14 protein-coding genes are annotated in these 11,999 nt (G+C 68.0%); 8 read left to right on the top strand and 6 right to left on the bottom strand.

The genetic code is table 11. From position 1 onward, the window contains the following. Window positions 1–300: 300 nt before the first annotated feature. The 3 genes from AB7O82_RS29205 to AB7O82_RS29195 form a co-directional block, all read right to left on the bottom strand. Window positions 301–1,275 (bottom strand): NAD(P)H-dependent flavin oxidoreductase, encoded by a 975-nt coding sequence (locus tag AB7O82_RS29205; protein ID WP_428620843.1) that lies wholly within the window; start codon window positions 1,273–1,275, stop codon window positions 301–303. A gap of 94 nt (window positions 1,276–1,369) precedes the next feature. Continuing rightward, window positions 1,370–2,203: an alpha/beta hydrolase gene (locus AB7O82_RS29200; RefSeq protein WP_428549412.1), complete on the bottom strand. Its 834-nt coding sequence runs from the start codon at window positions 2,201–2,203 to the stop codon at window positions 1,370–1,372. Then, window positions 2,200–3,318 carry an NAD(P)/FAD-dependent oxidoreductase gene (locus AB7O82_RS29195; RefSeq protein WP_428549410.1) on the bottom strand — a complete coding sequence of 373 codons (1,119 nt, stop codon included), beginning with the start codon at window positions 3,316–3,318 and terminating at the stop codon, window positions 2,200–2,202. Before AB7O82_RS29195 ends, AB7O82_RS29200 begins: the two co-directional genes overlap by 4 nt. 308 nt (window positions 3,319–3,626) lie before the next feature. On the opposite strand from AB7O82_RS29195, the gene AB7O82_RS29190 reads away from it, so the two are divergent. The 6 genes from AB7O82_RS29190 to AB7O82_RS29165 all read left to right on the top strand — a co-directional run bounded on the left by AB7O82_RS29190 (window position 3,627) and on the right by AB7O82_RS29165 (window position 8,370). Continuing rightward, window positions 3,627–4,406 (top strand): SDR family oxidoreductase, encoded by a 780-nt coding sequence (locus tag AB7O82_RS29190; protein WP_428549408.1) that lies wholly within the window; start codon window positions 3,627–3,629, stop codon window positions 4,404–4,406. Between the two features lies 1 nt (window position 4,407). Beyond that, window positions 4,408–4,767 (top strand): dihydroneopterin aldolase, encoded by a 360-nt coding sequence (locus AB7O82_RS29185; RefSeq protein WP_428549406.1) that lies wholly within the window; start codon window positions 4,408–4,410, stop codon window positions 4,765–4,767. A 195-nt stretch (window positions 4,768–4,962) separates the two neighbouring features. Next, window positions 4,963–5,886: a DMT family transporter gene (locus AB7O82_RS29180; RefSeq protein WP_428549404.1), complete on the top strand. Its 924-nt coding sequence runs from the start codon at window positions 4,963–4,965 to the stop codon at window positions 5,884–5,886. Next, window positions 5,883–6,803, top strand: coding sequence for a DMT family transporter (locus tag AB7O82_RS29175; protein ID WP_428620841.1), 921 nt, complete (start codon window positions 5,883–5,885; stop codon window positions 6,801–6,803). Before AB7O82_RS29180 ends, AB7O82_RS29175 begins: the two co-directional genes overlap by 4 nt. Before the next feature lie 35 nt (window positions 6,804–6,838). Then, window positions 6,839–7,270 carry a sugar 3,4-ketoisomerase gene (locus AB7O82_RS29170; RefSeq protein WP_428549400.1) on the top strand — a complete coding sequence of 144 codons (432 nt, stop codon included), beginning with the start codon at window positions 6,839–6,841 and terminating at the stop codon, window positions 7,268–7,270. Then, window positions 7,267–8,370 (top strand): DegT/DnrJ/EryC1/StrS family aminotransferase, encoded by a 1,104-nt coding sequence (locus AB7O82_RS29165; RefSeq protein ID WP_428549398.1) that lies wholly within the window; start codon window positions 7,267–7,269, stop codon window positions 8,368–8,370. Before AB7O82_RS29170 ends, AB7O82_RS29165 begins: the two co-directional genes overlap by 4 nt. Window positions 8,371–8,382: 12 nt before the next feature. On the opposite strand, the gene AB7O82_RS29160 is transcribed toward AB7O82_RS29165, so the two are convergent. Next, entirely contained in the window at window positions 8,383–8,646 is a 264-nt protein-coding gene (locus AB7O82_RS29160) for a hypothetical protein (RefSeq protein WP_428549396.1), read from the bottom strand. A gap of 115 nt (window positions 8,647–8,761) precedes the next feature. On the opposite strand from AB7O82_RS29160, the gene AB7O82_RS29155 reads away from it, so the two are divergent. Together AB7O82_RS29155 and AB7O82_RS29150 are read left to right on the top strand one after the other, a co-directional pair. Continuing rightward, the gene (locus AB7O82_RS29155) at window positions 8,762–9,613 is read left to right on the top strand and encodes an LLM class F420-dependent oxidoreductase (RefSeq protein WP_428549394.1); all 852 of its coding nucleotides are present in this window, start codon (window positions 8,762–8,764) and stop codon (window positions 9,611–9,613) included. 148 nt (window positions 9,614–9,761) lie between these two features. Beyond that, window positions 9,762–10,667 carry a dienelactone hydrolase family protein gene (locus AB7O82_RS29150; RefSeq protein ID WP_428620840.1) on the top strand — a complete coding sequence of 302 codons (906 nt, stop codon included), beginning with the start codon at window positions 9,762–9,764 and terminating at the stop codon, window positions 10,665–10,667. A 34-nt stretch (window positions 10,668–10,701) separates the two neighbouring features. Here AB7O82_RS29150 and AB7O82_RS29145 read toward each other — a convergent pair whose 3' ends face one another. Then, window positions 10,702–10,887 carry a hypothetical protein gene (locus AB7O82_RS29145; RefSeq protein ID WP_428549390.1) on the bottom strand — a complete coding sequence of 62 codons (186 nt, stop codon included), beginning with the start codon at window positions 10,885–10,887 and terminating at the stop codon, window positions 10,702–10,704. Window positions 10,888–10,950: 63 nt separating this feature from the next. Next, window positions 10,951–11,997, bottom strand: a complete 1,047-nt coding sequence (rfbB, locus tag AB7O82_RS29140) for a dTDP-glucose 4,6-dehydratase (protein WP_428549388.1) — start codon at window positions 11,995–11,997, stop codon at window positions 10,951–10,953. Window positions 11,998–11,999 lie beyond the last annotated feature (2 nt).

Here is an 11,999-nt window from a genome sequence, read left to right as displayed (position 1 = left end):
GACCGCAAGCGACCGCACCGACGGCAAGAAAAGGGGGTCGTTTTACTTTGTGCGCCGGCGCGTGACACTCTCCGCCAGCCAAGGCTGCCCGGGCGTCCGCGTGAAGCACCGACTTCCCTGATCCGCTGCTTCAAATTCCCTGATTCAATTCCCTGTTCCGGCGCGATTCTGGTCGTCGCCGGAGCAGAAGACCAATTCGAATCAATGACTTCGCATCGGCTCACGAGCGCAATGGTGCTTTTTGTCTTCAGGGAGTCGCTGTGTCGTCACCGTCGAGCGGGCCGTGGTACCGGCCCGCGGTCAGGCGGCGATCGCCTTGGCGAGGCGGCCGCGGATCATCTCTTCGGCTTCGCGGACGATGCGTTCGACCAGTTCCTTGCAGGTCGGGATGTCCTTGATCAGGCCCATCACGGTGCCGGCCGACCAGATGCCGTGCTCCATGTCGCCGGTTTCGTAGACGACGCGGCCCTTGGCGCCGGCGACGATCGGGCCGATCTCCTGGATGGTCTTGCCCTCGTGCTCCATCTCAATCGCCTTCTTGGCGACCGAGTTGCCGAAGACGCGGCTGGTGTTGCGCATGGTACGCAGGATGAGCGAGGTCGAGCGCTCGTCGCTCTCCACCAGCTTCTTCTTCACGTTGTCGTGGATCGGCGCTTCCCTGGTCGCCATGAAGCGGGTGCCCATGTTGATGCCCTCGCAGCCCAGCGCCAGCGCCGCGACCAGGCCGCGCGCATCGCCGAAGCCGCCGGAGGCGATCATCGGAATGCTGATGACGTTGGCCGCCGCCGGCAGCAGAACGAGGTTGGGTACGTCGTCCTCGCCGGGATGGCCGGCGCATTCGAAGCCGTCCATCGAGATCGCGTCGACGCCTACCTTTTCCGCCGAGATGCCGTGGCGCACCGAGGTGCATTTGTGGATGACCTTGATGCCGGCTTCCTTGAGCTTGGGCAGGAACGGCTTGGGGTTGTTGCCCGCCGTCTCGACGATCTTCACGCCCGAATCGATGATCGCGTCGATGTACTCGCCGTAGGGCCGCGGCACCAGCGTGGGCAGGATCGTGAGATTGACGCCGAACGGCTGGTCGGTCATCTCGCGGCAGCGCTTCACCTCCTTGCGCAGATCCTCCGGCGTCGGCTGGGTGAGGCCGGTCAGGAAGCCGAGAGCGCCGGCATTGGCCACCGCCGAGGTCAGCTCGGCGCGGCCGACCCATTGCATGCCGCCCTGCACGATCGGGTGCTTGATGCCGAACATCTCGGTGAAGCGCGTCTTGATCATCTGCTGGATTTCCCCCGCGAGTTTCTGGTCCGCGCCAGCATTAGCGAACCTCGCTCCGGTGCACTAGTCCCGGAACATTCTTCCGCCATGCAGATCAGGCTTTGTCGATCCAGGCCAGGACATCGGCTCGCGTCGGTGCGCGCCTGTGCAGGAAATCGGAGAAGGCGGCCACCACGTCGACATGGTCGATCTCGGGATAGAGCGTCAGGTCCGCCCGCGATCCGGCGCGTCGCCAGGCCGCGGCCAGGCGCTCGCTGTTGGCGGGCTTCACCGTGAGATCGGCCGTGCCATGAATCAACAGGATCGGTGGAAGCGGCGCGGTCGCGAAGGTGATTGGCTGCGTCTCCCTGCGGTCGGCGCCGCCGAAGATCTGCTGCAGGCGGCGCGACCTGAGTGGCAGGAAGTCATAGGGGCCGGACAGCCCGATGGCGCCGGCAAGCGCCAGGCGATCGACCCCGGCCGCCGCGAGGTGAGGCGTGTCGGCGGCCAGCATCAGGGCGATGTAGGCGCCGGCCGAGTGGCCCATGAGGAACAGCCGGTCCGTGCCGACACGGCCGGCGGCCCAGGCGGTCGCCCGCGCGCCATCCTCGAGGAAGGCGGGAAACGTGACCTCGGGATAGAGGCGATAGTCGGCGATGATGGTCGTCACGCCGCGCGCCGCCAACGCCTGGCCGACGAACAGGTAGTCCTCCTTGCGGCCCGAATCCCAGGCGCCGCCGTAGAAGAACAGCACGCTGCGGCCGTCGGCGCGCCGACGATCGGGCCGGTAGAGATCGAGCGTTTGGCGGGGCAGGGGGCCGTAGGTGACCTCGCGTTCGAGCGTAAACCCTTTGCGCGGCACCGTGGCATTCAGCACCGCCGCGGCCGAGCAGCCACCCAGCAGGGCGCCGGGCAGTCCGGCGAGGAGGCCGCGACGGGCCAGGCTCATGCGTTGGCGATGTCCCGCACCAGATCGGCCAGGGCGAGCGAGGCGGTGAGGCCGGGCGATTCGATGCCGAACAAATTGACGAGTCCGGGCACGCCATGATCGGCCGGTCCCTGCACGACGAAATCCTGCGCCGGCGCGCCCTGCGGCACGATCTTGGGACGGATGCCGGCGTAGCCCGGCTGCAGTGTGCCGTCCTGCAGGGCCGGCCAGTAGCGGCGCACGGCGGCATAGAACTTGTCGGAGCGATGCGGGTCGACGGTGTAGTCGATGCCGTCGATCCACTCGACGTCGGGGCCGAACTTGGCCTGGCCGCCGAGATCGACCGTGATGTGCACGCCGAGGCCGCCCGGCACCGGCACCGGGTAGATCAGGCGAGAGAAGGGCGAGCGTCCGGTCAAGGTGAAGTAGTTTCCCTTGGCGTAGTACGCCGGCGGGATTCGATCGGATGGCATGCCGGTGATTTTTTGTGCCAGCGCCGGCGCGTGCAGGCCGCCCGAGTTGACGACGGTGCGGCAGCTGAGCGTCATCGGCTCGGCGCCGCCGACCTCGATCAGGAGGCCGTCGTCGACGACGCGGCCGCGCTCGAGCGGGCTGTTGAAGGCGAGCATGGCGCCGTGCTCCTCGGCATCGCCCTGCAGGGCCAGCATGTAGGAGTGGCTGTCGACGATGCCGGTGGCGGGCGAGAGCAGCGCGGCGGTGCACTGCAGGTTGGGCTCCATCGCCCTCGCTTCGGCAGCGCCCAGCAGGCGCATGCCCTCCACGCCGTTGGCCTCGGCACGGCCCTTGATCTCGGCGAGCTTCTCGCTCTCGGCCTGGTTGGTCGCCACGATCAGCTTGCCGCAATTGCGATGCGGCACGCCGTGCTCTGCGCAATAGGCGTAGAGGCGTCGCCGGCCGGCGACGCAGCTCTTCGCCATCAGGCTGCCCCTGGGATAGTAGATGCCGGCGTGAATGACCTCGGAATTGCGCGAGCTCGTCTCCGTGCCGATACCGTCGGCTGCCTCGACGACGATGACCTCACGGCCGGAAAGGGCAAGTGCGCGGGCGACGGCAAGGCCGACGACACCTGCGCCGATCACAACGCAGTCGACGGTCTCGAACGGGGACGAAGTCATGGGCGCATGCTAGTAGACCCGCGTGAACAAGGCAGCACGTCATTCTCCTCCCCACGCGTTGCGTGGGGAGGTGTCCGCGTCTTGGCGGACAGAGGGGTCATGGTCTTATGGGCCGCGGGCGTCCCGCCCGCTCATAGCCGGGAGCGCGCCACTCCGTGGCGCCCATGCTCTCTTCCGATCCGCAATCGGTGCGTCCGCTATCCCTATGAGCGCCACGGAGTGGCGCGCTCCCGGCGCATGAGCGGGCGGGACGCCCGCGGTCCAGAAGACCATGATTCGCAGCCCGTCCCTCGTCACGAGTCTGCTCGATGAAAGGCGCGCTGGTCACGGGCGCCGGGCTGCGCATCGGTCGCGCGCTGGCGATGGCGCTGGCGACGGACGGCTACTACGTCTTCGTCCATCACCACGAATCGGCCGAGGGTGCGCGCGAGACCGTGGCCGAGATCACCGCGGCGAAGGGCAAGGCCAAGGCGGTGCGGGCCAATCTCGCATCGGCCCGCCAGGCCGAAGCGCTGATCGACAAGTGCCGGGCGCCCGGCGTCACGCTCACCTGCCTGGTGAACAACGCCTCGCTGTTCGAGCTCGACCGCGCGCCGACGGCGACGGCCGAGATTTTCGACCGGCACATGGCCGTCAACCTCAGGGCGCCGATGCTGCTGTCGCAGGCGCTGGCGCGCCAGCTGCCCGAGGGCGAGACCGGCTTGATCGTCAACCTGCTCGACCAGAAGCTGTTCAATCTCAATCCCGATTTCCTCACCTATACGCTGTCCAAGATCGGGCTGCAGGGCCTGACCAGGCTGCTGGCGCAGGCCTTCGCGCCGCGGCTCCGGGTGGCGGGCATCGCGCCGGGCCTGACCTTGCGCAGCGGCAGCCAGACCGATGCCCGCTTCGCCGAGCAGCACTCCCGAAATCCGCTGCGGGTCGGCGTTACGCCCGACGACCTGGTGCGCGCCTTGCGCTTCATCGTGGCGACGCCCACCTTCACCGGCGACACCCTGATCATCGACAGCGGCGAGCATCTGACCGGGCGACCGCGCGATATTGCTTTCGACAAGAACTGGGCCTTTGACAAGAAAAAGAAGAACTGACATGGACCGCCGCATCTTCATTCGCGACTTCCGCCTGAAAGTCTCGATCGGCATCCACGATTTCGAGAAGGACGGGCCGCAGACGGTGATCGTCAACGCCGACCTGTTGCTCGCGCCGGCGGATGCGGTGCACAACGATCGCATCGCCAACGTGCTGGACTACGATATCGTCCACGACGGCATCGTGGCGCTGGCCAGAAGCCGCCATTTCAACCTGCAGGAGTCGCTGGTCGACGCCATCCTCGATCTCTGCCTTGCCCAGCCGGGCGTCGTCGAGGCGCGCGTGTCGACCGAGAAGCCCGATGTCTACGGCGATTGTCGCGTCGGCTACGAGGCGGTCCGCCGGCGCGCGCCAGGCTGACGGCAGTGCTATCGCATCCGGCATTTTCTCCGTCATCCCGAGCGGAGCAGCCTGCAGGGCGGCGCAGTCGAGGGACCTTTCTTGTCGCCGCCGCAAGAAGAAAGGTCCCTCCACTGCGCCTCGCTGCGCTCGGCTCCGGTCGGGATGACGGCTTGTTTTGCCAACTGCGATAGCCTGGCGGCTGACGGATATCGCATGGCTGCTCCCTCGCTCGGCGCGCTCAGACGCGCCACCCTGGTGCTGCTGCTGTCCGCGCTGATCTGGGGATCGATGATCCCGGTGCTGGCGGCGCTCAGCGAGCACTACGACGAGTGGCTGCTGTCATGGCTGCGCTACGTGCTCGGCATGCCGGTGCTGTGGCTGGCCGTCGTTCTCGGGCCGCGCCCGACGGTCGCGCCGCGTCCTCTCCAATTCGGCAAATTGCTGCGTCTCGGCACGGCGATGGCGGCGTTCTCGGTGCTCTACACGTTCGGCGTCGCGCACTCCCATCCGGCCACGGCGGCGATCGTGCTGATGTGCGGCCCGATCTGGGCGACGCTGCTCGCCCGCCTGATGCTGCGCGCGTCCATGCCGGCGGGGTTTCCGCTCAGCCTGTGCCTGGTCGTCGCCGGCGGCGTCATCGTCGTGCTGGGCACGCCCGGCAAGGTCGAGAGCGGCTTCGGCCTGGAGGGCGGCGAGCCGATCCTCGTGGTCGCCCAGCTGTGCTGGAGCTGGTACTCGATCCGCGCCCAGCAATGGCTGGCCGATCGCGGGCAGATCGCCCTGTCGGCCCTGACCTCGAGCGTGGCGAGCGCGCTGCTCGCCCTGGTCTGCGCCGTGGTCTGGGCGACCGTGGGGATCGAGGTTCCGACGCGCCCACCGAGCCTGGCGGACTGGGGCATGTTCGTATGGATCGGCGTGCTCGGCGTGGCGATCGCCCTGCTGCTGTGGAACACCGGCGTGTCGCTGGTTGGCGTGCCGGTGGCCTCGCTGTTCTCGAACTCGGCGCCGGTGTTCGCGATCGGGGTCGCCGCCCTGATGGGGCGCGAGCCGAGCTGGCTGCAGCTCGCCGGCGGCGTGGTCGTGATGGGCGCGATCGCCAGCCTGCAGCTGCGCCAGATGCGCCTGGCCGGGCGATGATGCGCGAGCATCGTCACCTGCTCGGCGCGTTCGCCGCCATGATCTTCGTCGGTGCGAGCTGGGGCGCCAATGTGCCGGTTTCCAAGGTCATGCTGGCTCACTTCGACCTGATTCCGATGTCGGCGATCCGGACCTCGGTCGCCGCGGCCGGGCTGGCGGTGCTGCTGATGCTGGTCGAAGGTTCGCGGGCGCTCCGGATCGAGCTCGGCCTTCGGCGCTTCGCCATGCTCGGGCTGCTGATGGCCTCGTTCTTCTTCGTCTACACGCTTGGCCTGCAGTTCAGCAATCCGATCAGCGCCGCGGCAGTGCAGGTCGCCGGTCCGCTGGTGGCGGCGGCGACGGTGCGGGTCGCGACCGGCCTGCGCTTCGATCCGGGCTTCCCGGTGGCGCTGGCGCTCACCCTGGTGGGCGGCGGCATCCTGGCGTCGTCGAGCCTGGTGGCTGGCGGGCCGGTGAGCTTCGGTGGCGGCGAGATCATCCTGCTGGCGTCGAACACGCTGTGGACGATGTACAGCCTCAAGGCGCAGGCGTGGTTCGCAGTCGGCGTCAGCCAGCTGCACCGCGCCTTTGTGGCGTCCCTGTCGGCGCTGGGCTGGGCGGTCCTATGCAGTGCCGCGCTGATTGCGCTTGGCTGGTCGCGCTCGCCGTTCGACGAGGGCGATCCCTGGGTGTGGACGCAGCTCCTCACGGTGGCGCTGCTGGCGAGCGGCCTCGGCGGCTACTTCTGGAACATCGGCGCCAGCCGGCTGGGCGTCGCCATCGCCTCGCTGTGGGTCAACCTTGTGCCGTTTTTCGCCGTATTGTGGGCCATGGGCTATGGTTTCATGCCCAACGCATATCAGATCGTCGGAGGACTCGTGGCACTGGGCGGCGTGGTCTACATGCAGTGGCGCAAGCTGCAGGCGAGCAGATCGTGATGGGAGTGACAAGGCGTGATTGGAGTGAGATGTCGGTGACCAGTGAGTCCCTTTTCACGGTTCGCAACTGCTGCTGGATCGACGTTCCCGGCGTCGCCGATGCGCGCGGCCAGGTCAATTTCGCCGAGCTCGGCAAAGGCCTGCCGTTCGCACCCAGGCGGCTGTTCTGGCTGCATCACGTCGCGCCCGGCCAGTGGCGCGGCCGGCACGGCCATCGCCAGTCGGAGCTGCTGCTGGTCGCCCTGCACGGCGGCTGCCGGGTGGCGCTCGACGACGGCCGCAGCAGGCAGCAGGTGAGGCTCGACGATCCGACGCGCGCGCTCCATCTCGGCACCTGGGTGTGGCACGAGTTGGTCGACTTCGCGCCGCAGACCGTGGTGCTGGTGATCGCCTCGACGCTCTACGACGAAGCCGAGTATCTGCGCGACTACGAAACCTTCCAACGCGAGGCGGCAGCCCGGCCATGATCCCGTTCCTCGACATGAAATCGGTCTATGCCGAACTGAAGCCCGAGCTCGACGCCGCCTATCGGCGCGTGATGGAATCGGGCTGGTTCGTGCTCGGCCGCGAGGTCGCGGCCTTCGAGGAGGAGTACGCGGCGTTCTGCGGCACGGCGCACTGCGTCGGGCTGGGCAACGGGCTGGAGGCGCTCGAGCTGGTGCTGCGCGCCTGGGATCTCGGCGCCGGCGACGAGGTGATCGTGCCGTCGAACACCTACATCGCGACCTGGCTCGCGGTGACGGCGGTCGGGGCTGCGGTGGTGCCGGTCGAGCCGACGCCGGCCGGTCCCAATATCGATCCCGAGCGCATCGCCGCGGCGATCACCCCGCGCACGCGGGCGATCATGCCGGTCCATCTCTACGGCGAGCCGGCCGACATGGAGGCGATCATGGCGCTGGCCGACAAGCACGGCCTCAAGGTGGTCGAGGACGTGGCGCAGGCGCAGGGCGCCAAGGTGCGCGGCCGGCGCGCCGGCGCGCTCGGCCATGCCGGCGCCCACAGCTTCTTCCCGACCAAGAATTTCGGCGCCTTCGGCGATGGCGGCGCGGTGACGACCGATGACGCGAAGCTCGCCGAGCGCCTGCGCGTGCTGCGCAACTACGGCAGCCGGGTGAAGTACGTGAACCTGGAGCGCGGCTTCAATTCGCGGCTCGACGAGTTGCAGGCCGCCTTCCTGCGCGCCAAGCTGCCGCGCCTCGATGCCTGGAACGAGCGCCGGCGGGTGCTGGCGGCGCGCTACGACGACAAGCTCGCCGGCATCGCCGGGCTCGGCCTGCCGCGCGCGCCGCAATGGGCCGAGCCTATCTGGCATCTCTATGTCGTGCGGACCGAGCGGCGCGCCGACCTGATCGCGGCGCTCGACAAGGCGGGCATCGGCTCGCTCATCCACTACCCGATCCCGCCGCACCTGCAGGAGGCCTACGCCGATCTCGCTTGGCCGGTGGGCACGTTCCCGCTTGCCGAGACGCTTGCGCAGACCGTGCTCAGCCTGCCGATGGGCGCGCACATGCCACTCGCGGCGGTCGACGAGGTTGCCGCCGTCGTGCGCGCGACCCTGCAGGGCTGAATGGCACTGCCCCTACGGAAAGGCCCTCTTCAGCTCGGGGCCAGGATGGATGCCCATGTAGTAGCGGTCGTAGTCGTACGACTGATACGTGGCGTAGGTCGTCGTCGGGTAGACGTAGGCGACCTGGGTGGTAGCGACCGGCACGGCCGCCGTATGATAGACGGTATAGGCCGGATAGGTTTGGTAGGCGTAGCCGTAGCGCTGATAGGGGGCGGCGCACCCGGCAACCGCCGCGCCCAGCAGCGCGACCGCGATCACCACACTGACCTGCCTCATGATGTCCTCTCTCTCCTGATCGAGGGACAACACGCGCGCTGCGTAAACGTTCCTTTGCCTGCGCGGCGTGCACGGCCCTAGATTGAGGCAAATCTGCCTGGCCGGAGGAGCGTTCATGAAGATCGGGGCTGTGATGTTCTTCACCACGGAATCCATGCATCCGGCCGCCTTGGGCCGCGCCCTGGAGGAGCGCGGCTTCGAGTCCCTGTGGGTGCCCGAGCACACCCATATCCCGTCGTCGCGCCGGTCGGCCTATCCGGCGAGCGGCGGGCTGGTGCAGGCCTACTTCGAACTGATGGATCCCTTCCTCGCGCTCAACACGGCGGCGACCGCCACCAGCCGGCTCAAGGTCGGCACCGGCATCGCGCTGGTGATCCAGCGCGACCCGATCGTCACCGCCAAGGTGGTGTCGACGCTCGACCAACTCAGCCAAGGCCGCTTCCTGTTCGGTGTCGGCAACGGCTGGAATCAGGACGAGATCGAGAACCACGGCACCGCCTTCGCCACCCGTCACAAGCTCGCGCGCGAGCGCATCGAGGCGATGAAGGCGATCTGGACCGAGGAGGAGCCCGCGTATCACGGCGAGCTCGTCCGGTTCGACAAGATGAAGCAATGGCCCAAGCCGTTCCAGAAGCCGCATCCGCCGATCATCGTCGGCGGCGCCTTCCCGCACGCCGCCCGGCGGGCCATCCGCTACGGCGACGGCTGGATCCCGCGTGACGACTGGCTGGAGCGCGATGGGCTCGGCGTCATCGACCAGTTCCACCAGATGGCGCGCGACGCCGGCCGCGCGCCGGCGAGCCTGCCGATCAGCCTGTTCCGCGTGCCCGACGACATCGAGCGCCTGCGGCTCTACCAGCGCCTCGGCATCGACCGCGTCGTGTTCTCCCTGCCGGCGGCGAAGGAAGACAAGATCCTTCCCATCCTCGACCGCTGGGCGGGGCTCCAGCGACAGCTGGAGGGGTGATCGACAAGACAAGATGCGTCTACGCCGTATCAGCAGAGCTGGCGCGCAGAAGAGGGTACTCACAAGCTCTTGAGGCGGGCCGCAACCGGCTTTCGTTGCCGGGCGATCCCGCCCACGATCGCCTCGAAAATCCAGGGGGCCTCCAACCATGCCTGACCAGACCATCACCGAATTCCCGACCCTGACGCAGGGCGAGATCGACCGGCGGGTTTTCGAGCTCTACGACGAGTACTGCCACGGCCGCATCGACCGTCGGACCTTCTTCCAGCAGGCCGCCGTCGTGGCGCTGGGCGGGCTGACGATGGCGCAGGCGTTGATGCCGCGCTACGCCAGTGCACAGACCATCTCCTTCACCGATTCACGGATCAAGGCCCGCTACGTCAACTATCCGTCGCCGGGCGGCACGTCGGGTCAGATGCGCGGTTACCTGGTCCAGCCGTCTGGCGCTGGCCCGTTCCCGGCGGTGCTGGTGATCCACGAGAACCGCGGGCTCAATCCCTACATCGAGGACGTCGCGCGGCGCGCCGCGGTCGAAGGCTTCGTGGCGCTGGCACCGGATGGCCTGTTCCCTGTCGGCGGCTACCCGGGCAACGACGACGATGGCCGCACCCTGCAGGCCGGCCTCGACCAGGCCAAGCTGCGCACCGACATGGTGAACAGCGCGCGCTTCCTGAAGGCTCATGCGCTCTCTACCGGCAAGCTCGGCGCGACCGGCTTCTGCTGGGGCGGCAGCACGACCAATTTTCTTGCCGTTGCCCTCGGCGCCGACCTGCAGGCCGCGGTGCCATTCTATGGCGCCGCCGCGGAAACGGCGTCGGTGCCGAAAATCAAGGCGCCGCTCCTGATCCAGTACGCCGAAAAGGACGAGCGCATCAACGCCATGTGGCCGGCCTATGAGGCGGCATTGAAGGCCAACGAAGTCGCCTACGAGGCGTACTTCTACCCGGGCACCCAGCACGGCTTTCACAACAACTCGACGCCGCGCTACAATGAGGCGGCCGCCAGGCTCGCGTGGGAACGCACCGTCGGCTTCTTCAGGAAGAACCTGGCCTGACGGCACGACCCTGATTGACCGGTGGGCGGCGGCGTCAGAGCTGCCGCCAGTCGGGCCTCAGGGCACGGTCGTACGCGTGGGCAGTGTCGCCGGCTGGCTTGTCGCCCGCCGGCTTGTAGCCCGGTGTGTATTTCGGATTGGTGTACAGTGCGTCCTCGCCCGCGCAGCCGCTAGTCGTGGCGACCAGGGCTGCGATGACGAGCCATACAAGCCATCGCATCGCCGCCTCCAACGTACGGTTTCAAACGTTGGCGCGACGGCGAAGTTCCGGGGGTGACTCGCGCTATCCGGGAAGGCCGAGCCGCTCGCCCCGGTAGGCGCCGCTCATGACCCGTTCCCACCAGTCCTTGTGGTCGAGGTACCATCGCACCGTGTGACGCAGGCCGTCCTCGAAGCCGTGCCGCGGCCGCCATCCCAGCTCGCTGCGGATCTTGTCCGAGTCGATGGCATAGCGCGCATCGTGGCCCGGCCGGTCGGTGACGAAGCGGATCAGCCGGGCGTGCGGGCGGTTGGGGCTGCCCGGCAGCATCTCGTCGAGCAGGGCGCAGATCGCCTCGACGACGTCGATGTTGCGCCGCTCGCTGTCGCCGCCGACATTGTAGGTCTCACCCGGCCGGCCGTTCTGCAGCACCAGGGTCAACGCCTCGGCATGATCCTCGACATGCAGCCAGTCGCGCACGTTCTCGCCCTTGCCGTAGACAGGCAGGGTCTCGCCGCGCAGTGCGCGGATGATCACCAGCGGGATCAGCTTCTCGGGGAAGTGGTAGGGGCCGTAATTGTTGGAGCAGTTGGTGGCGAGCGTCGGCAGGCCGTAGGTGTGGTGCCAGGCCCGCACCAGATGGTCCGACGCCGCCTTGGTGGCGGAGTAGGGCGAGTTCGGCTGGTAGGGCGTGGTCTCGCTGAACCGGCCGGTCGGCCCCAGCGAGCCGAACACCTCGTCGGTCGAGATGTGCTGGAAGCGGAAACGGCCGCGCGCTGCCTCGTCGAGCGTGCGCCAGTAGCCGAGCGCCGCGTCGAGCATGACATAAGTGCCGGTGACGTTGGTCTCGATGAACGGCGCGGCGCCGTCGATCGAGCGGTCGACATGGCTTTCCGCGGCAAGATGCAGCACGGCGTCCGGTTGGACGCTGCGGAAAACCTCGCCGATCGCCGCGCGGTCGCAGATGTCGACCTTGAAATGGGTGTGGCGGTTGCTGGTGCGCGCCTCGGCCAGCGATTCGAGATTGCCGGCGTAGGTGAGCTTGTCGACGTTGGCCACCGTCCAGTCGGTGTTGCGAACGATGTGGCGGATGACGGCCGAGCCGATGAAGCCCGCCCCGCCCGTGACCAGGA

It is taken from the genome of Reyranella sp. (assembly GCF_050185545.1).
Taxonomy (GTDB): domain Bacteria; phylum Pseudomonadota; class Alphaproteobacteria; order Reyranellales; family Reyranellaceae; genus Reyranella.
This window is presented reverse-complemented; position numbering and strand designations above follow the sequence as displayed.

What these genes read in the sequence shown, in the direction of transcription:
- AB7O82_RS29205 (WP_428620843.1), bottom strand. Translation starts at nt 1,275, where the DNA reads ATGATCAAGACGCGCTTCACCGAGATGTTCGGCATCAAGCACCCGATC.
- AB7O82_RS29200 (WP_428549412.1), bottom strand. Translation starts at nt 2,203, where the DNA reads ATGAGCCTGGCCCGTCGCGGCCTCCTCGCCGGACTGCCCGGCGCCCTG.
- AB7O82_RS29195 (WP_428549410.1), bottom strand. Translation starts at nt 3,318, where the DNA reads ATGACTTCGTCCCCGTTCGAGACCGTCGACTGCGTTGTGATCGGCGCA.
- AB7O82_RS29190 (WP_428549408.1), top strand. Translation starts at nt 3,627, where the DNA reads ATGAAAGGCGCGCTGGTCACGGGCGCCGGGCTGCGCATCGGTCGCGCG.
- AB7O82_RS29185 (WP_428549406.1), top strand. Translation starts at nt 4,408, where the DNA reads ATGGACCGCCGCATCTTCATTCGCGACTTCCGCCTGAAAGTCTCGATC.
- AB7O82_RS29180 (WP_428549404.1), top strand. Translation starts at nt 4,963, where the DNA reads ATGGCTGCTCCCTCGCTCGGCGCGCTCAGACGCGCCACCCTGGTGCTG.
- AB7O82_RS29175 (WP_428620841.1), top strand. Translation starts at nt 5,883, where the DNA reads ATGATGCGCGAGCATCGTCACCTGCTCGGCGCGTTCGCCGCCATGATC.
- AB7O82_RS29165 (WP_428549398.1), top strand. Translation starts at nt 7,267, where the DNA reads ATGATCCCGTTCCTCGACATGAAATCGGTCTATGCCGAACTGAAGCCC.
- AB7O82_RS29160 (WP_428549396.1), bottom strand. Translation starts at nt 8,646, where the DNA reads ATGAGGCAGGTCAGTGTGGTGATCGCGGTCGCGCTGCTGGGCGCGGCG.
- AB7O82_RS29155 (WP_428549394.1), top strand. Translation starts at nt 8,762, where the DNA reads ATGAAGATCGGGGCTGTGATGTTCTTCACCACGGAATCCATGCATCCG.
- AB7O82_RS29150 (WP_428620840.1), top strand. Translation starts at nt 9,762, where the DNA reads ATGCCTGACCAGACCATCACCGAATTCCCGACCCTGACGCAGGGCGAG.
- AB7O82_RS29145 (WP_428549390.1), bottom strand. Translation starts at nt 10,887, where the DNA reads ATGCGATGGCTTGTATGGCTCGTCATCGCAGCCCTGGTCGCCACGACT.